The following is an 18,099-nucleotide window of genomic DNA, read 5'->3' as shown; positions in this document are numbered from 1 at the left end:
CGCGCACGGACCGCACCTGCCGATGCCGCCGCCCCCATGATGTCCGGATCGCCACAGGCGGCCGGAGTCCGGATGTGGCCGGCCGGGTGAGACTTTCCCTCCTCACCCGGCCGGCGACAGCACGACCGCCGGCAGGTGAGCGGTCTCAGCGCGGTGGCGCAGCGGCTCGGGGCGGGGGTGGCGATAGCCGAAGTCCGGCCCGCCTCGCACTCGAGACCGGTCTCCCGTCACTCCCGCGACCGCGCCCCCGCTTGTGCGCTGATCGCCGCATCCACCGCCACACGAATCGCATGCACGATCTGTCCATCGGGCATCGCCGCCGTCACGCGGATGTAGTCCCATCCCTGCTGACGGACCCATCGCTCGCGCTCGATGTCGTGACTCCACTGCTGCCGGTCCGTCCGGTGATGATCGCCGTCGTACTCGATCGCGATCCGGAGATCGGGATAGGCCAGATCCGGGTGGACAACACCGACTGCGGTTCGGATCGCGTGGGCGACCACGGGAGTCGGGAGACCCGCCCGGATGAGCATCAGCCGCAGACGCGTCTCCTGCGGGGACCCCACATTCACGCACGCGCGGTCGATCGCTCGTCGCAGCACCCGGCTCCCGCGGAACCGCGGAAACACAGTCAGGGTGTCCCAGACCATCTCCGGGGTGATGCTGCCATCCTCCGGACCGCTCCACGGACCGCAGATCGCGTCGATCACTTCGACCAGCTCGTCCTCTCGCAGCACGGAGCTGATCTGTCGCAGCACCTCCGGCTCGGTCGCGACAGTGATTCCTTCACGGTCATCGAACTCCACGGCACGCGGCTTGTGCCGCCGGAGGCCGGGAATCGTCGTGCCCGTCGCACGAGGCGTGACCGACACGGGTGTCCACGGGAACCGTCCATCGATCGGCCAGCCCAAGTGGCGAGCGGCGGAGAGATGGGACAGCACCACATCGGGTCGGCGCGTCTGGACCGCGGCGACGAAGTTCCGCTGGTCGATCCATCGGTCGTCCGCCCACGCAGGAATGCGGATGCGGCGCGTGGCGGAGGGGTGCTCGTGGACCCCTGCAACCACGGGACGGCGGTGCGGCCGGGTCTTCGCCGCCCAGCGCGGCAACCCGTGGTCCGGTGCAGAGGCGTCTGTGACATGCACCGGCACCGTGAGGAGCTTCGTCGACTGCCGTCTCATGTGGCCGAGGATACGAGCGCCCGCACGACTGCGCCTCAGCCTGCACGGGTCTGTTGACGGGCTCTCCGGCATCCCCAGTCCGACGCGCGCGCCCCGAGTCGCACCCTCCACGGAGGAGTGACACCCAGCCTCTCGTTGAGGTGCATGTACACGCCCCGAAACTGCGCAAACTCAGGCGCTCACGTACACCTCAACGAGATCTGGGGCGCCTCCGTGCACCTCAACGAGAACGAAGCGCCTGGCTGGCGCCGCGATGCACCCCGCCGCGCAGCACGTTCGCCGCGCCCAGCGATGCGCCTCCCGCCGCGCGCCCTCCGCTCCGTCGCCCGCGACTTCGCCGCCGCGCACCCTGCTGTACGTCCGTCAGTCGCCCACGGCTTCGCGACCGCGCATGACGAGCGCGGGATCCGCCGGGTACACGACCTCCGGGTCCTTGCCGTCGTAGTCGAACTGGTCGAGGAAGTGGCGCATCGCGTTGAGACGGGCGCGCTTCTTGTCGTTCGACTTGATCGTGATCCAGGGCGCGAAGTCCGTGTCCGTGCGCAGGAACGTCGCTTCCTTCGCCGCGGTGTAGTCCTCCCACCGGTCCAGCGACTCGAGGTCCATGGGCGAGAGCTTCCACTGCCGCACCGGGTCGATCTGGCGGATCGCGAAGCGGGTGCGCTGCTCCGCCTGCGTGACGGAGAACCAGAACTTCGTCACGTGGATGCCGGAGTCGATGAGCATCTTCTCGAAGACGGGCGCCTGCTCCATGAAGATCTCGTACTCCTCATCGGAGCAGAAGCCCATGACGCGCTCCACGTTGGCGCGGTTGTACCAGGAGCGGTCGAACATGACGATCTCGCCGGCGGTGGGCAGGTGCTGGATGTAGCGCTGGAAGTACCACTGCCCCTGCTCCACGTTCGACGGCTTGTTGAGCGCCACGACGCGCGCCGCACGCGGGTTCAGGTGCTCCGTGAAGCGCTTGATGGTGCCGCCCTTGCCGGCGGCGTCGCGGCCCTCGAAGACGATGACGTGGCTGCGGCCGGTGTCCTGCCCCCAGTACTGGAACTTGAGCAGCTCGACCTGCAGCCGGTACTTCTCCAGCTCGTAGGTCTCGCGGTCCATCCGCTCGTCGTAGGGGTACCCCTCGCGCCACGTCTCGACCGCCGCGCCGCCCGGATCGATGAGGTCCGGGTCGGGTGTGTGCCCGTCCAGGACCTGGTATCCCTCCAGGTTGAGACGGTCGATGTACTCGCGCAGATTCTCGCGCTGTCTCGGATGCAGCTTCGCCACTGGTGTCCCCTCGCTCATGCCGACAGACTCGCACCATAGACCCGTCGCGTGAACGATCGGTGAATGGGGCCGCGGCTCCTCAGATCCTCTCGATGTCGCGACGCGGGACCAGGAACGACGCGACGACCGGGACGACCGCGACCGCCCCCAGCGCGATCGGGTAGCCCACGGCGGAGATGAGTCCGCCGATCCCCGGTCCCACCGCCGCGGACAGCACGTGCTGCCCCGTGTTCTGGATCCCCATCGCCTTGCCCGACCAGCGCACGCCGGCCGCCTCCGCGATCGACGTGAACGCCAGCCCGTTGTCCGCGACCGAGGCCGCGGAGGCGAACGCCAGGAGCACGCCGGCCAGCACCGGCATCACTCCCAGCGACACGAGTGCCACCGAGGCCGTCAGCACCGCCGCGGACCACGCCACGCACCGCAGGACGAGGACGCGGGACGGCGCCCAGTCGCTCACGGCGCCCATGGTGATGCGGGCCAGCGCGCCCAGCAGCTGTGCCGCGCCCACCAGCAGGCCCGCGGTCGCCGCACCCATCTCCTGGGTGTCCATGAGCCACACGAGGCCGAACGTCGCGAAGGTCGCCTGCGGGACGACCAGCAGGGCGGACACCGTGTGGATCCGCCACAGGAACGAGTCCTCCCGGTACGGATTCACATCCGCCGAGGCCGCACCGGCCCCCGCTGCCGGCGCACCGGGGGCGGGGGCAGCGGGGGTCCGCGGGGCCTCGGCGAGCCCTGCGTCGTCCGCCGGAGGGGTGGTGACGGACGCACCGGCCGGGCGGGGCGGGTCGACGACGCCCAGGTGACAGGCGACGCCGCTGACGAGGCACAGGGCGGCGGCGAACGCGAAGAACCCGGCGAGACCCCACGTGTCCGCCAGCGGCGGGACGAGGACCGCGCCGATCGCGGTGCCCAGGGGCAGCGCCATCTGGCGGATGCCCATCGCCATGCCGCGCATGCTGCGCGGGAACCAGCCGGCGACGACGCGGCCCGTCGCGGTGTTGACGCTCGCACCGGCCGCACCCACGGCGGCGAGCACGACGGCCAGGGCGAACGACGAGTGGACGAGGTCCGCCCACACGAGCAGGAGTCCACCGATGGCGGCCGCACCGCTGAAGACGAGGCCCAGGACCAGGGCCAGTCGCTCACCCCGACGGTCGGACAGTGCGCCCCACACCACGAGGGTGAGCACCATGCCGATGCTCGTCGCGGTCCCGACCATGCCACCCTCCGCGAGTGAGTAGCCCTCCTGCGCGCGCAGATGCGGGATGAGGAACGCGGGGCCGGTGACGGCGAAGGTGTAGGACAGCTGGGCGAGCACGCCCAGGACGAGTCCGCGCCACGCGATCGCCCGTGTGCGGCGGTCGGGGAAGCGGGGCTCGTCGTGAGGGGTCATCCTCGCAGGCTACGCCCGTGGTCGCGCAGCATGCGTCCGGCGTCCAGTCCGAGGACAGCGCAGGCGTCCCCGGCTTCGTCCACGAACTCGACCAGCAGCGGATCCTCGCTCACGATCCGCTCCTGCGCTCCGGGCAGGCGGTGTCCGAAGCCCGCCAGCTGACGGCCGTGGATGCGGGCGGACCAGGGGGCCAGCGGACGGTAGGCTCCCGGGTCCTCCCTCAGCCCCCGGTCGTGGAGCAGCGTGCGGGCGGCATGGACGCCCTGCGCCTCCGCGTCGTCCCAGTGGTCGATGCGGTAGGCGGTTCGGCCGTCTGTGTCGTGGGCGGTGCGACGGTCGCCCGCGGTGAAGAGGGCGACGGCACCGGCGGCCAAGATGTCGGGGCGTCCGCGCACGCGCAGGCGGTCGTCGACCGGGATGCCGGCTTCTCCGCCCACACCCTGCGGCACGTGCGGACGTGCGCCGTGGGCGATGATGACGAGGTCCGCCTCGATCCGCGATCCATCGGACAGGACTGCGACGCCGGGTGCGGAGCCCGGGAGCTCCTCCAGTCGGACGAGGCGGGCGCCGAACCGGGTGTCGACGGCCTCCGCGTGGATCTGCGCGAGGCGGGACGCGAGCGTGCGTCCCAGTGCGGCCTCCCCCGGCGGGGTCGAGGGCGCGACGAGCGTGACGGTGTGCCCGGCCTCGGACAGGAGGGTCGCGGCCTCCGACCCCACGAGTCCGGCGCCGCTCACCAGGACGCGGGCACCCGTCCTGTCCGCCAGGAGCGTGCGGACGGTCATCGCATCCGCGACCGAGTGGAGCGTCGTCAGCCGTCCGGCCCGCGCCCACGGGGCGTGACCGGGCACGTCGACGGTCCGCGGGCTGGAGCCGGTGGCGACGAGGAGGGCCGCGGCGTCGATCTCCTCCCCCGACCCGAGCGTCAGCCGCAGCGGGTCAGCGGCACCGGGGGCGGCCTCGGCGGGTGACGGCGGGTCGACCGTGACGAGGGAGTCCGTGCGGGTCTCGAGGCCGTCGAGCGGCGGACGCATCGACTGCGCGCGCTCGGGGGTGATGCGGCCGGTCATGATCGCCTTGTCGACGAGGGTGCGGTCGAGTACCTCGCCGTCGGGGCCGGCCAGATGCAGCAGCGGTTGAGCTCCAGCGGCCAGCAGGGTCTGCGCGGCGGCACGGCCGGCGGCGCCGCCGCCTGCGATGACGATCGGTGAGTCCATACCTCCGACCCTAGCGCCGCGCCGCCCGGCACCGCTGAAGTCCGGTCACACCTGCAGTGGCTCCCACGACGAGACGAACCAGTCCACAGCTCCCGTCGCCGGGTCGTAGGAGCGCCGGAGTGGATGCCCACGACGCCCCAGGTCTCGTGGCCGTGCACCGGGGTGCCCTACCCCACGTCCCAGACGGCGGCGGCGATCGAGAAGCTCCCGTCGTCCGCGATGTGCCGCGGGTACATCACGTACGGCTGCGGGTCCGGTCGCTGTGCCGGCGTTCTCCTCTCCGCGTGCACAACGACGTGCACGGTCCCCTCCAGAATCACCCAGCGGCGCGCGACCACCAGCGCGTCAGTATGGGTAGCCCTCTGCCGCCGTTCACTCCGCACTGAGAGAATCGGACGGACACGCACACAGCAGCCGACCGCGCAGGAGGTCCCCATGTCCTACCCCGCAGCACCCGCCAAGGACGAGGGTCTAGCACTCGTCCTCACGATCCTGGGATTCTTCTTCGTCGCAGGGCTCCAGTACTTCTACCTGGGGAAGATCCTCACGGGGATCCTGTTCCTGCTGACGCTGGGCTTCTTCTACGTGGGGACGATCATCTCGCTCTTCACGATCCGGGGCGAGACGCGCCGCGTCAACGCACGGAGGGCCCTGGGCTACGTGTGAGCGGCCGGTCGCGGCACTGAGATCGGAATCCGACGATTGAGTGACCGGGTTTCAGCACCTCCGACCGCAGAAATGCCGTCGCTCTATCGCAGAACCAGGCATCTGACAGTGAATTCCGCGTTCTGAGCATGCAGGCCGCACTGCCTGTCGCATGACGAAACTCCAACGGTGCCCCCACTGGGGTTCGAACCCAGACTGAATCGATTTTAAGTCGACTGCCTCTGCCGGTTGGGCTATGGGGGCGTGCACCCTCAGAGTAGCGGCTCCGCCGTCTCCTCCGGCACCCGCTCCCGGCGTGCCGACCGCTTCCGGCCCGTCACCACCAGCAGCACGACCAGCGTCACGACGATCACCGCCGCCACGCTCAGCGTCAGCACCGGAGCCTGCCGGTACGCCAGCATGATCGCGCGGAAGCCCGCGAAGCCCACGACGGAGTACACCGTCGCCCACGCGGCCCCGCCCACGGCCAGCGCCGCCGCATAGCGGAGCCACGGCATCCGGGTGGTGCCGGCCGCCAGGTTCGCGAGCGTCTGGAAGCCCACGGTCAGGAAGCTGATCGCCACGACGGGCGCGCCCCAGCGGTTGACCCGCTCCTCCGCCTTCGCGTAACCCTCCGACGCGAGCAGCGCCCGGATCCGCGGCGATTTCGCCAGTCCCCCGCGCGCCAGCCTGCCCAGCACGTAGGTGGCGCCGGCGCGGCACAGGATGATGCCGTACATGATGAGCCACACGACCAGGAGCGGCAGGTTCCACGTCGACGGGTCCACGCCTCTCCTTCCGTCCAGCTGGTCGTCCCTGACCCTCCATCTTAGCCAAGCCTCACCACAGGGACGTGCGGGGAAGCCCACCGCGACCACTGCTCCCGATGACGCCCCCGCGGAGACGACGCGACCCCGGAACCGCATACGGCCCGGGGTCGCGTCATCAGTCGCTGAGCGACACGCTCAGCTCAGCGGATCAGGCGTTCGCCTTCTCCTTCTGCGGAGCCGGCTTCGAGTTCGCCGCCTCGACGAAGGCGCGACGCGGCACGTCGATGTCCTTGAGCGACGTCAGGTCACGACCGGACACCAGGTTGATGAACCAGTTCCCGAACACGCGCACCGAGCGCTCCGTCGTGGGGATCGCGTAGCCGTGGTACAGGCGGTGCATCGCCCACGCGAGGACGCCGCGCAGCTCCGTGTTGCCGATCTGGGCGACGCCTTTGTAGAGGCCCATGCCCGCGACCGCACCCAGCGACTTGTGGAAGTACTGGGTGAAGACCGTCTCGCCGCGCATCGAGGCGAGCAGGTTCTTCGCGAGCACCGGCGCCTGGCGCATCGCGTGCTGCGCGTTGGGGACGCAGAAGCCTCCGGGGCCCTCGCCGGACAGGTCCGGGACCGCCGCGTTGTCGCCCGCGGCCCACGCGCCCTCGACGACGCCGTCCTCGTTCTCCACGCGCAGGTCCGCACGGACCGTCACGCGGCCGCGCTCATCCAGCGGCAGGTCGGAGTCGACGAGGATCGGGTTCGCCTTGACGCCTGCGTTCCAGACGACGAGGTCCGCGTCGAACTCCTCACCGTTCGACAGCACGATGTGCTTGTTCGTGCAGTCCTTGAGGAAGGTCTCCAGGTAGACGTCGACGCCGCGCTCGCGCAGGTGGTCGACGACCCAGCGCGCCTGCGCCTCGCCCACCTCCGGCATGACGCGGCCCAGGGCCTCGACCAGCACGAAGCGGATGTCCGCCTCCGTGAGCGTGTCGTACTGCGCGACAGCGGCGCGCGCCATGTCCTCGAGCTCGCCCAGCGCCTCGATGCCCGCGAAGCCGCCGCCCACGAACACGTAGGTGAGCGCCCGGCGGCGCTCCGCGTCGTCCTCCATGAGCGAGGCCTCGGCCAGGCGGTTGAGGATGTGGTCGCGCAGCGCGACGGCCTCCTCGATCCGCTTGACGCCGATCCCCTCCTCCGCGAGGCCCGGGATGGGCAGCGCGCGCGGCACGGAGCCGGCGGCCATGACGATCTGGTCGTAGTCCAGCTCGAAGGGCTCGTAGCCCTCCTGCTCGACGACGACGAACTTCTTCTCGTGGTTGATGCTCGCGACGGAGCCGGTGATGACCTCCGCGCCCTTGAGGTGGGTGCGCAGCGGGACGATCGCGTGGCGGGGCTCGATGCTGCCGCCGGCGACCTCCGGCAGGAACGGCGCGTAGGTCAGGTATGGGTTGGGGTCGACGACCGTGACGGTGGCCTCGCCCCGTCCCAGGTTCTTGAGGAGGTTCTGGGCGGTCACGAAGCCCAGGTAGCCTCCGCCGACGATGAGGATGCGGGGACGCAGAGCGTTGTTTCTGATGAGAGCCATGCCCTCATCCTAAGTCCTTGTGAAACTTTTCACTAGCCGTTCCGCAGGCTCGTCCGGCCCATTCCCAGCCAGTCTCAGGACTCCGTCGCCGAGGCCTCGGCCGGGTCCTGGGATCCGGCCCGCCGCCCGCGCACGGCCAGGATGCCGGCCGCCAGCAGCAGGCCCGCTCCTGCGGCCCCGCCGGCCGCGACGAGCACGGGACCCAGCACGGGCGAGGCCGTGCCCGAGGCCGCGACGGTGCCGTCGGCCAGCACCGGCCCGTCGGCCTCGGCGTCCTCCGTCGCAGCGGTCGTCTCCCCGGCCTCGGGCTGGGGTTCCGCACGGCGGTGCATCCGCACCCAGTCCTCCAGCTGCCCGGCCGCGGACGGCACGTCCGTCCGCGCCTCCCAGTCCAGGGCGGCCGCGGGATCGAGCCGGCCGGCGCCCACGAGGGGGTCGGGCTCCTCGGCGGTGCCCTGGCCGTCGTGCCCCTCGACCGGACCGGCGGACTCCCGGAGCGCCGCGGTCACCTGGTCCGCGGTCCAGTCCGGGTGGGCGGAGCGCAGGAGCGCGGCGACGCCCGCGACGACGGGGGCGGCGAAGGAGCAGCCGTCCGCGGTCCCGTAGCCGCCCTCCCAGAAGGGGACCGGGATGTCCTCGGCGGGGCCCATGAGGTCGACGGCGGTGCCGGGCGCGGACGACGAGTCGCGGATCGTGCCGTCCTTCGTGAGTCCGCCCACCCCCACGACGCCGGGGACCGTCGCGGGCGACCAGGCCTGCGTGGCGCCCTGCGATCGGTTGCCCACGCACGCGATGACGACCGCATCGTGCTCGTACGCGTACGCGAAGGCGGAGTCCCAGGACTCGGGCCACGACGGGTCGTCCCAGCCCAATGACATGTTGATGACGGTGGCGCCGTTGTCGACCGCCCAGCGCAGCGCCCGCTCCGCCTGCACCCGGGTCGACTGCGAGGCCGCGGGCGCTCCCCCGCCCAGCCAGACGGAGGCCGAGGCGATGTCCGCCTCCGGTGCGACGCCCACCGGGCCGCTGCCGGTGCCGCTGCCGGCGATGACCCCCGCGACCGCCGTGCCGTGGTGGATGATCGACTCGTCGCCCACCGGCTCCGTGCCGTCGCGGCCGGTACCGGAGAAGTCCTGGGCGGCCGTCACCCGGCCGGTGAGGTTCTCGTGCTGGTCGTTGACGCCGGAGTCGATGACCGCGACCGTCACGCCCTCACCTCGGGACGTCTCCCAGAGGTCCTGGATCCCGTACGGCTCCATGAACCACTGGCCGGGTCCCGGCTCCTGCGCGCTGTCCTCCCGCTCCCCGGCGTCCGGCGGTGCGGCATCCGCGCTGGGGGTGGCGGCCTGGGCCGCTCCCCGGTAGAGCATCGTGGCGACGAGGCCCAGCACGGCGAGGATCGCCAGGATCTGCAGGACACGCCTGCGCACGCGTCGCCGGCTCACGATCAGGTCCGGGCGAGGCCCAGTGCGATGCCGTCCAGGATGTCCGACTCGCTCACGCGGATGTCCAGCCGCCCGCCCGCGCGCGTGACGGCGTCGTCGATGAGCTCGACGAGACGGGCGAAGACGAGGCTGCCGGCGGCGATGACGTCGACGCGGCCGGGATGCATGTAGGGCAGCTCCGCGCGCTGGGCGGACGGCATCGAGACCAGTCGCTGCGCGGTCTGCGCGATCTGTGCGGGGCTGAGGCTCGCTCCGTGGATCCGGTCCCGGTCGTACCGGTCCAGGTCCAGTGCCGCGGCGGCGACTGTCGTGATCGTGCCGGCGACGCCCACGAGGGTGCGGGCGGCGGACACGTCAACGTGCTGCGCGGCCTCGGAGAACGCGTCGTCCACATCCGCCCGCAGCGCCGCGATCTGCGCGTCCGTGGGCGGATCCGTCGCCAGGTGGCGCTCGAAGAGGCGGACGCAGCCGATGTTCATGCTGTACGCGGAGTCCGTGCCCGCGCCGCCCAGGATCAGCTCCGTGGAGCCGCCGCCCAGGTCCATGACCAGCTGCGGTGCGGCGGCGTCCGGCACACCGGCGGTCGCGCCCAGGAACGACAGGCGCGCCTCCTCCTCCCCGTCGATGACCTCCGGCTCCAGACCCAGCCGTGCGCGGATCCCGTCGACGAAGGCGTCCCGGTTCGACACGTCGCGGCTGGCCGAGGTCGCGACGAAGCGCTGCCGCTGCGGCGCGTGCTGCGCGATGATCTCCGCGTACTCGTCGCAGACGGCGAAGGTCCGTTCGAGCGCGTCCGGGTGGAAGGCGCCGGTCCGGTCGACGCCCTGCCCCAGCCGGACGATCCGCATCCGGCGGTCGACCTCCGTCATCGTGCCGTCCTCATCGATGTCCGCGATGAGGAGTCGCAGGGAGTTCGTTCCGCAGTCGAAGGCCGCCGTTCTCGTCATACGTGGAAGCCTACGGCAGGCGGGACGTCGCTCATCATCGCCAGTGCCCGGTCGCCCACGGGGTTCACCCCCGGGCCGGCCGCCAGACTGTGGCCCACGAGGGCGTGGAGGCACTTGATGCGGGTGGGCATGCCCCCGGCGGAGAAGTCGTCGATCTCCGTGACCTCCGCCAGACCCGCCTGCGCGCCGATCGCGGCGCGGTCGGCCAGGTACGCGCGGTGGGCGGAGGCGTAGGCGGCCTGCAGCTCCTCGTCCTGGGCCAGCTCCTCGCTCAGCTGCGCCATGACGCCGCCGGCCTCCAGCCGGGACGCCTCCGCCACGTAGTCCGGGTGCGTCAGGTAGTACGTCGTGGGGAACGGGGTGCCGTCCGGCAGACGGGGCACGGTCGCGACGACCAGCGGGTCACCGGTCGCGGTCCGCGCGGCGACGCCCGCGACGCCGCGGGGGACCCGGCCCAGCTGCTCGCGCACGCGCTCTTCGTCCGCGGCGGTGAACGGGGTGATCATCGGGTCCTCTCCTCACTGGCGTAGCCGACCGCGCGCAGCGAATCGGCCAGCTCGATGTACCAGGGCTGTGCGCGAACGACCTGGGCGCTGCTGGCCGGCGACGCGTCCGCGTCGTCGCCGCGGTCCTGTGACCCGTCGACGACGATGTACGCCTGCTCGCCGTCCTTGACGTACTGCAGGTCCTCGCGTGCCATGCGCTCCAACTGGGCGGGGTCGTCCAGCCGGTCGCGCTCCTCCTGCAGCTGGTCGACCTCGCCGCGGGTGGCCTCGATGTCCGCCTCCAGCGCGGCGATCTGCTGCATCTGCTGCAGACCCGTGCCCAGCGGCTGGATGAGACCGCCCGCCACGACCAGCAGGGCGCCGGTCAACAGCGCGGTGCGGAACGAGATGCGGCGTCCGGCGGCGGTGTCGTCGAGCAGATCGGGCGAGACGCCCTCCGCGCGGGCGGCCCGCGCCTCCCGCTGGGGTCGCCGACCGCCGGTCTGCGCCGCGCCGGGACGCCCGCGACCGCCGGCTCGTCGTCTGCTCATCGTCTGTTCACCTCGAACCGCGGGACGGGGAAGGGGCACGGCCACCTCAAGTGTGCCGCGCCCCTGCCCGCCTCACGGGGATTGTCGTGGGTTCCGGCGTGTCAGCCCTGGAAGCGCGGGAAGGCGGAACGACCGGCGTAGCGGGCCGCGTCGCCCAGCTGCTCCTCGATGCGCAGCAGCTGGTTGTACTTCGCGACGCGCTCCGACCGGGCCGGCGCACCGGTCTTGATCTGGCCGGCGTTGACCGCGACGGACAGGTCCGCGATCGTCGTGTCCTCCGTCTCGCCGGAGCGGTGGGAGATCATCGTCGTGTAGCCGTGGAAGTGCGCCAGTGAGATCGCGTCGAGCGTCTCCGTGAGCGTGCCGATCTGGTTGACCTTCACGAGCAGGGAGTTCGCCGCGCCCTCGTCGATGCCGCGCTGCAGGCGCTCCGGGTTCGTGACGAAGAGGTCGTCGCCCACGATCTGCACCGCATGTCCCACGCGCGTCGTGAGCGAGGTCCAGCCGTCCCAGTCGTTCTCGTCCAGCGGGTCCTCGATCGACACGAGCGGGTACTGGGCCAGCAGCTTCTCGTAGTACGTGGCCATGTCGTCCGCGCTGCGGACCGCGCCCTCGAAGGTGTAGCCGTCCTCGCCGTGGAACTCCGACGAGGCGACGTCGAGGGCGAGCGCGATCTCCGCGCCCGGCTTGCGGCCGGCGGCCTCGATCGCCTCGAGGATGAGGTCGAGGGCGGCGGCATTGGAGTCGAGGTTCGGCGCGAAGCCGCCCTCGTCGCCCAGGCCGGTCGACAGCCCTCGGTCCCCCAGGACCTTCTTGAGCGCGTGGTAGACCTCTGCGCCCCACTGCAGCGACTGGCGGAATGAGGTCGCGCCGATCGGGGCGATCATGAACTCCTGGATGTCGACGTTGGAGTCCGCGTGGGATCCGCCGTTGAGGATGTTCATCATGGGCACCGGCATGACGTGCCCGTTGGGGCCGCCCAGGTACCGGTAGAGGGGCAGCTCCGCGCTCTCCGCGGCTGCGCGCGCGACGGCCAGCGAGACACCCAGGGTCGCGTTCGCGCCCAGGCGCGACTTGTTGTCCGTGCCGTCGAGGTCCAGCAGCGCCTGATCGACCAGCCGCTGCTCGTCGCCCTCGATGCCCGCGACCGCGTCGTTGATGTCGTCCAGGACCGCGTCCACCGCGTTCTGGACGCCCTTGCCCAGGTAGCGGTCGGGGTCGCCGTCGCGCAGCTCGACGGCCTCGTGCTCGCCCGTCGAGGCGCCGGACGGCACACCTGCTCGACCCACTGCGCCGTCCTCCAGGAGGACTTCGACCTCGATGGTCGGGTTGCCACGGGAGTCGAGGATCTCCCGTGCGTTCGCTGCCAGGATCTGTGCCACGGATTCTCCTTGATCATGCGCCGGTGCGCGTGTGCGGGAAGGTCGGTGCAAGCCTAGTGCACGCGCGCGGGCCCGTCCGGTCCCTCCGCCGCGATGAGATGCGTCCGCAGCCGGGCGACGACCCCGTCGGCCATGCCGTGATCGGCGAGGTACCCCTCCACTCCCCCGTGGTCGCGGTCCAGGCGGTCGAGGACGTCCGCGAGCCACTGGGGCTTCGCCTCCGTCGCCATCGTCGACACGGTCGAGATGCCCGCGGAGCTGAAGTGGGACCGCAGGGCGGCGCGGAAGTCCTCGCCCAGGTACTCCTCCGTGAGCGCGTAGTCCGCGATGACCGTGTCGCGATCGACCCCCAGCAGGGTGAGGATGAACGCCGCGGTGAGCCCCGTCCGGTCCTTGCCGGCGGAGCAGTGGAAGACGACGGCACCGTCCTGCTCCTGGGCCACGTGCGTGATGACCTCGACGAACCGCGTCCCGGCGGTCTCGATGGTCGCCGCGTAGAGGGAGGGCAGCGTGTGCGGGTCGAGGACGATACGGTCCGGGATGTCCTCATCGAGGGGGAAGTACCGGTTCCCCAGCAGCGGCAGGTGCGTGTAGCGGGCGCCCAGACCGTCCAGCGCGTCCGGGATGTTCCGCACCTCCATCTCCTCGCGCAGATCGATGACGGATCCGATGCGCAGGTCGCGCAGCAACCGCACGCCCGGCTCGCCCAGGCGGCCCAGTCCGTCGGCGCGGTACAGGCGTCCGGTCGCGACGCTGCCGCCGTCCTGCGTGGCGTATCCGCCCACGTCGCGGAAGTTGAAGGTGCCCGGGACCGCGATCCGCGGTGCCCGATGGGATCCACTCGACATGCGTGCTCCTCGTCGTCCCTGGGTCGGCCCGGGGCGTGCCCGGCCGGAGTCGTCCGGAGGGACCGGTTCAGTCGGTCCGGCTCCGCTCCGTCATTGTCCCCCGGATCTCTGCGAGGATCCCCACCGCCCTCTGCGCCGCCTCCCGGTGGGCGGCGGCGGAGGGCTCGTGCACCGCGTCCGAGGCCGCCTTCTCCTCCCGCTTGACCGCCTGGTACCGGCGCTGCACCTCCGGCAGCGGCACCGGATGCTCTGAGTCGAAGACGTGCGGGTGGCGCCGGACGTACTTCGCGACGAGCCGCTCCTGCAGCGCGTCCCACGTGGCGCCGGGACTGCGCTCCAGCCGGTCGTCCAGGAGTGCCGCGTGGAAGACGACCTGGTAGAGGACGTCCGCCAGTTCCGCCTCGACCGCCCGGGGATCGTCCTCGACGATCGCGGCCAGGAGCTCGACGGACTCCTCCAGGAGGTACGGCGCCAGCGACGCGTGGGTGTGGTCCGCGGCCCACGGGCAGCGCGCCCGGATGAACGCCATCATCGTCTCCGCGCTCATGTCCCGCGTGTCCGGCCGCGGCCACGGCTCCCGCACATCGCGCGGGTCCGGCAGGGCACCGCCGCCCGGCGCGCCGCGTGCATCCGCGCCACGTCCGTCCGCGCCGCCGCCTGCGGCTGCGCGTCCGTCCCCTGCCGGGTGCTCGTCGCTCGCCTGCCCACTCACGCCGGAGGCTCCTCCTCGACCGGGAGGATCGCCTCCAGGAACTGATGCGCCCACGTGAGGATCTCCGAGTCGACGACATCGTGGCGGTCGAAGCCGTTCCCGCCCACCGGCTTGGGCACCAGGATCGACCGCACCGCGGGCTTGATGAGCGACTTGGGGTACATCCGCTTGAGGCGGGCGATCTGCGAGTCCGGCAGGTCCTCGACGGGACCGAACCGGATGAAGTTCCCCTGGATGACGATGTCCGTGATGCCGGAGGCCCGCGCCCGGATGCGCAGCCGGGCGACGTCGGCCAGGACGCCCACGGCCTCGGGCGGGGTGCCGTACCGGTCGGTGAGCTCGGCGAGGACCTCCTGGATCTGCTCCTCGCCGGTCGCCGCCGCGAGCTTCCGGTAGGCCTCGAGGCGCAGGCGCTCGTGGTCGACGTAGTCGGTGGGGATGTGCGCGTCGACCGGCAGCTCGATGCGCATCTCCTTCTCCTCCTCCTGGGCCTCGCCGCGGAAGTTCGCGACCGCTTCGCCCACCAGCCGGACGTACAGGTCGAAGCCCACGCCCTCGATGTGACCGGACTGCTGACCGCCCAGAAGGTTGCCGGCGCCGCGGATCTCCAGGTCCTTCATCGCCACCTGCATGCCGGCGCCCAGCTCGGAGTGCTCGGCCAGGGTCTTGAGCCGGTCGTGCGCGGTCTCCGTGAGCGTGCCGTCCGGCGGGTAGAGGAAATAGGCGTAGGCGCGCTCGCGGCCGCGGCCCACCCGGCCGCGCAGCTGGTGCAGCTGCGAGAGACCGAACCGGTCGGCCCGGTCGATGATGAGCGTGTTCGCGTTCGCGATGTCGATGCCGGTCTCCACGATCGTCGTGCAGACGAGGACGTCGAACTTCCGCTCCCAGAAGTCGACGATGACCTGCTCCAGCTGCTTCTCGCCCATCTTGCCGTGCGCGATCGCGATGCGCGCCTCCGGCACCAGTTCCGCCAGGTGACCGGCGACGCGCTCGATGTCCTGGACCCGGTTGTGGATGTAGAAGACCTGCCCCTCGCGCATGAGCTCGCGACGGACCGCCGCGGCGACCTGGCGGTCCTCGTAGCGGCCCACGTACGTGAGGACGGGGTGCCGCTCCTCCGGTGGGGTCGCGAGCGTCGACATCTCGCGGATACCGGTGACCGCCATCTCGAGGGTGCGCGGGATGGGCGTCGCGGACATCGCGAGGACGTCGACGTCCGCCCGCATCGCCTTGAGCGTCTCCTTGTGCTCGACGCCGAACCGCTGCTCCTCGTCGATGATGACGAGACCCATGTCCTTGAAGGAGATCTCGCCGGACAGGAGTCGGTGCGTGCCGATCACCAGGTCGATCGTGCCGTCCTTCAGACCCGCGACGACCCGGTCGGACTCCTTCTTCGACTGGAAGCGCGACAGCGCCGCGACCGTGACGGGGAAGCCCGCATACCGTTCGGAGAACGTCTCGAAGTGCTGCTGGACCAGCAGGGTCGTGGGCACCAGGACCGCGACCTGCTTGCCCTCCTGGATCGCCTTGAAGGCGGCGCGGACCGCCACCTCCGTCTTCCCGTACCCCACGTCGCCGCAGATGAGGCGGTCCATGGGGACCGTCTTCATCATGTCCGCCTTGACCTCGTCGATCGTCGTGAGCTGATCCGGGGTCTCGACGTAGTGGAACGCGTCTTCCAGCTCCCGCTGCCAGGGCGTGTCCGGTCCGAAGGCGTGGCCCTGCGTGGCCTGCCGGGCGGAGTACAGGCGGACCAGTTCACCCGCGATCTCCTTGACGGCCTTCCGGGCGCGCGACTTCGTCTTCGCCCAGTCGGAGCCGCCCATCTTGTTGAGGGTGGGATTCTCGCCGCCCACGTAGCGAGTGACCTGGTCCAGCGAGTCCGAGGGGACGTACAGGCGGTCACCCGGGTGTCCGCGCTTGGAGGGGGCGAACTCGATGACGAGGTACTCGCGGGTGTGGGCGTCGCGCCCGCGCCCCGCGGTGCGCTGCACCATCTCGACGAACCGGCCCACCCCGTGCTGCTCGTGGACCACATGGTCGCCGGGTGCCAGGTTGAGGGGGTCGACCTGGTTGCGGCGCCGGCGTGCGGGCAGCTTGCGCATGTCACGGGTGGAGGACGCCGCGGCGCGCCCCAGCACATCCGCCTCCGTGAGGACGGCCAGCTTGAGGTCCTCGACGACGAAGCCGCCGAAGCCCGCCCCGGTCGAGACCTCGACGCGGCCCGCGGCGGTGAAGTCCGGGTCCTCGACCAGCGCGGCCGGGACCTCGGCGTCCGCGAAGACCTCGACGAGGCGCGCACCCGGCCCCTGGCCCTCCGTCAGCACGACGACGGACCAGTCATCGCGGATGAGGCGGTGGACGTCCTGCAGCACCGCCTCCACGTCTCCCTGGTAGCCGCGGGGTTCGCGCGCCGGCACCGTGAAGTCCTCGGAGCCGGGTGCGACCAGTTCCTCGTCGACCGCGAAGCCGCCCACCTCCCACCACGGGTGGCCCAGGATCCCCGCCGCCTCGCGCGTCTGCTCGAGGGTGCGGAAGTTCGCGGCGGAGAGGTCCACGGGGGCCTGCGCACCGTCGGAGGCGGATTCCCAGGCGGCCGCGAGGAACTCGTCGGAGGTGCGGACCAGGTCCTCCGCACGGCGGGCGACCTTCTCCGGCTCCACGACGAGCACGCGCGTCTGCTCCGGCATGACCGCGACGAGGGGCTCCATGCCGTCGGCCAGCACCGGTGCCAGCGACTCCATGCCCTCGACCGCGACGCCCGCCGCGATGCGCTCGAGCATGTCCGCAGCCGCCGGTGTCGTCGCGGCGAGCGCCGCAGCGCGTGCGCGGACCGCGGGGGTGAGCAGGACCTCGCGGCACGGCGGGGCGTGCAGCACCGGTGCGGGCTGCCCGTCCTCCACGGGGTGCGAGCGCTGGTCCGCGACCGCGAACGGGCGGATCTCCTCGACCTCGTCGTCGAAGAACTCGAGTCGCAGCGCAGTGTCCGCCGTGGGCGGGAAGATGTCGATGATGCCGCCGCGCACCGCGTACTCGCCGCGGCGCGACACCATGTCGACGCGCGAGTACGCGAGTCCCGACAGCGTCTCCGCCAGCTGCGTCAGGTCCATCCGGTCACCCGCGCTCAGCACGACCGGCTCCAGGTTCCCCAGTCCCTTGACCAGCGGCTGGAGGGCGGCGCGCACAGGTGCGACGACGACGCGCAGCGGGCTCCCGCCGGACTGTGCCGCGTCCGCCTCCGGGTGGGCCAGGCGGTGGAGGACGGTGAGGCGTTCGCCCACGGTGTCGGAGCGCGGCGAGAGCCGCTCGTGCGGCAGCGTCTCCCAGGAGGGGAACACGGCGATCGACTCCGCCGGCAGGTGGTCCTCCAGCGCGCGCGCCAGATCCTGAGACTCCCGCGTCGTCGCCGTCACGACCAGTGCGGTGCCCGTCGCGGCGGTGCGGGCGATGAGCGCCGGCAGCAGTCCCCGCACCAGGGACACGGTGCCGCCCGGCGAGGCGGGGTCCGCGACCGCTTGGCGGACGTCGTCGAAGGCGGGCAGCGTGAGGGCAGAGCTCAATCCAGTCAGCACGCGGACCAGTCTAGGGGGCGGCCCGGACACGGGCCCGGTGGTGTCGGGACTGCCACACCGCTGACGCACCCCGGTGCGGACCGTGCCC

At 71.6% G+C, this 18,099-nt stretch carries 16 protein-coding genes and 1 tRNA gene; 1 reads left to right on the top strand and 16 read right to left on the bottom strand.

Going from position 1 to position 18,099, the window contains the following annotated elements; genetic code table 11:
* Positions 1–227: 227 nt before the first annotated feature.
* The 5 genes from HGBR_RS18885 to HGBR_RS21025 all read right to left on the bottom strand — a co-directional run bounded on the left by HGBR_RS18885 (position 228) and on the right by HGBR_RS21025 (position 5,374).
* Entirely contained in the window at positions 228–1,181 is a 954-nt protein-coding gene (locus tag HGBR_RS18885; protein ID WP_019159130.1) for a hypothetical protein, read from the bottom strand.
* A 363-nt stretch (positions 1,182–1,544) separates the two neighbouring features.
* Positions 1,545–2,474, bottom strand: a complete 930-nt coding sequence (ppk2, locus tag HGBR_RS09605; RefSeq protein ID WP_173390440.1) for a polyphosphate kinase 2 — start codon at positions 2,472–2,474, stop codon at positions 1,545–1,547.
* 61 nt (positions 2,475–2,535) lie between these two features.
* The gene (locus tag HGBR_RS09600; RefSeq protein WP_019159128.1) at positions 2,536–3,855 is read right to left on the bottom strand and encodes an MFS transporter; all 1,320 of its coding nucleotides are present in this window, start codon (positions 3,853–3,855) and stop codon (positions 2,536–2,538) included.
* On the bottom strand, positions 3,852–5,072 hold the full coding sequence (locus HGBR_RS17355; RefSeq protein WP_019159127.1) for an FAD-dependent oxidoreductase: 1,221 nt from the start codon (positions 5,070–5,072) through the stop codon (positions 3,852–3,854). The genes HGBR_RS09600 and HGBR_RS17355 overlap by 4 nt, the downstream gene beginning before the upstream one ends.
* Positions 5,073–5,239: 167 nt before the next feature.
* Positions 5,240–5,374 carry a hypothetical protein gene (locus tag HGBR_RS21025; RefSeq protein WP_261795169.1) on the bottom strand — a complete coding sequence of 45 codons (135 nt, stop codon included), beginning with the start codon at positions 5,372–5,374 and terminating at the stop codon, positions 5,240–5,242.
* A 133-nt stretch (positions 5,375–5,507) separates the two neighbouring features.
* Here HGBR_RS21025 and HGBR_RS09585 point away from each other — a divergent pair, with 133 nt between their 5' ends.
* The gene (locus HGBR_RS09585) at positions 5,508–5,738 is read left to right on the top strand and encodes an NINE protein (protein WP_019159125.1); all 231 of its coding nucleotides are present in this window, start codon (positions 5,508–5,510) and stop codon (positions 5,736–5,738) included.
* A gap of 169 nt (positions 5,739–5,907) precedes the next feature.
* On the opposite strand, the gene HGBR_RS09580 is transcribed toward HGBR_RS09585, so the two are convergent.
* The 11 genes from HGBR_RS09580 to mfd form a co-directional block, all read right to left on the bottom strand.
* Positions 5,908–5,981, bottom strand: a tRNA-Leu gene (locus HGBR_RS09580).
* 8 nt (positions 5,982–5,989) lie between these two features.
* Positions 5,990–6,505: a VTT domain-containing protein gene (locus HGBR_RS09575; RefSeq protein WP_019159124.1), complete on the bottom strand. Its 516-nt coding sequence runs from the start codon at positions 6,503–6,505 to the stop codon at positions 5,990–5,992.
* A gap of 190 nt (positions 6,506–6,695) precedes the next feature.
* The gene (locus HGBR_RS09570) at positions 6,696–8,069 is read right to left on the bottom strand and encodes an NAD(P)/FAD-dependent oxidoreductase (RefSeq protein WP_019159123.1); all 1,374 of its coding nucleotides are present in this window, start codon (positions 8,067–8,069) and stop codon (positions 6,696–6,698) included.
* Between the two features lie 74 nt (positions 8,070–8,143).
* The gene (locus HGBR_RS09565) at positions 8,144–9,514 is read right to left on the bottom strand and encodes a S8 family peptidase (RefSeq protein WP_245533320.1); all 1,371 of its coding nucleotides are present in this window, start codon (positions 9,512–9,514) and stop codon (positions 8,144–8,146) included.
* 2 nt (positions 9,515–9,516) lie between these two features.
* Positions 9,517–10,461 carry a Ppx/GppA phosphatase family protein gene (locus tag HGBR_RS09560; RefSeq protein ID WP_019159121.1) on the bottom strand — a complete coding sequence of 315 codons (945 nt, stop codon included), beginning with the start codon at positions 10,459–10,461 and terminating at the stop codon, positions 9,517–9,519.
* Positions 10,458–10,967 (bottom strand): DUF501 domain-containing protein, encoded by a 510-nt coding sequence (locus HGBR_RS09555; protein WP_019159120.1) that lies wholly within the window; start codon positions 10,965–10,967, stop codon positions 10,458–10,460. Before HGBR_RS09555 ends, HGBR_RS09560 begins: the two co-directional genes overlap by 4 nt.
* Positions 10,964–11,497: an FtsB family cell division protein gene (locus HGBR_RS18880; RefSeq protein WP_019159119.1), complete on the bottom strand. Its 534-nt coding sequence runs from the start codon at positions 11,495–11,497 to the stop codon at positions 10,964–10,966. The genes HGBR_RS09555 and HGBR_RS18880 overlap by 4 nt, the downstream gene beginning before the upstream one ends.
* A 101-nt stretch (positions 11,498–11,598) precedes the next feature.
* On the bottom strand, positions 11,599–12,879 hold the full coding sequence (eno, locus tag HGBR_RS09545) for a phosphopyruvate hydratase (protein WP_019159118.1): 1,281 nt from the start codon (positions 12,877–12,879) through the stop codon (positions 11,599–11,601).
* Between the two features lie 53 nt (positions 12,880–12,932).
* Complete coding sequence (locus tag HGBR_RS09540) at positions 12,933–13,727, bottom strand: tyrosine-protein phosphatase (protein WP_019159117.1); 795 nt, start codon at positions 13,725–13,727, stop codon at positions 12,933–12,935.
* A gap of 67 nt (positions 13,728–13,794) precedes the next feature.
* A complete protein-coding gene (locus HGBR_RS18875) occupies positions 13,795–14,439 on the bottom strand; it encodes a MazG nucleotide pyrophosphohydrolase domain-containing protein (protein WP_019159116.1) in 645 nt (214 codons plus the stop codon).
* A complete protein-coding gene (gene mfd / locus HGBR_RS09530) occupies positions 14,436–18,011 on the bottom strand; it encodes a transcription-repair coupling factor (protein WP_051013393.1) in 3,576 nt (1,191 codons plus the stop codon). The genes HGBR_RS18875 and mfd overlap by 4 nt, the downstream gene beginning before the upstream one ends.
* Between the last annotated feature and the right edge of the window lie 88 nt (positions 18,012–18,099).

This window comes from Brevibacterium senegalense (assembly GCF_000285835.1).
Classification (GTDB): Bacteria; Actinomycetota; Actinomycetes; order Actinomycetales; family Brevibacteriaceae; genus Brevibacterium; species Brevibacterium senegalense.
The sequence above is the reverse complement of the archived record's forward strand: the minus strand, read 5'-3'. Positions and strand labels throughout refer to the sequence as shown.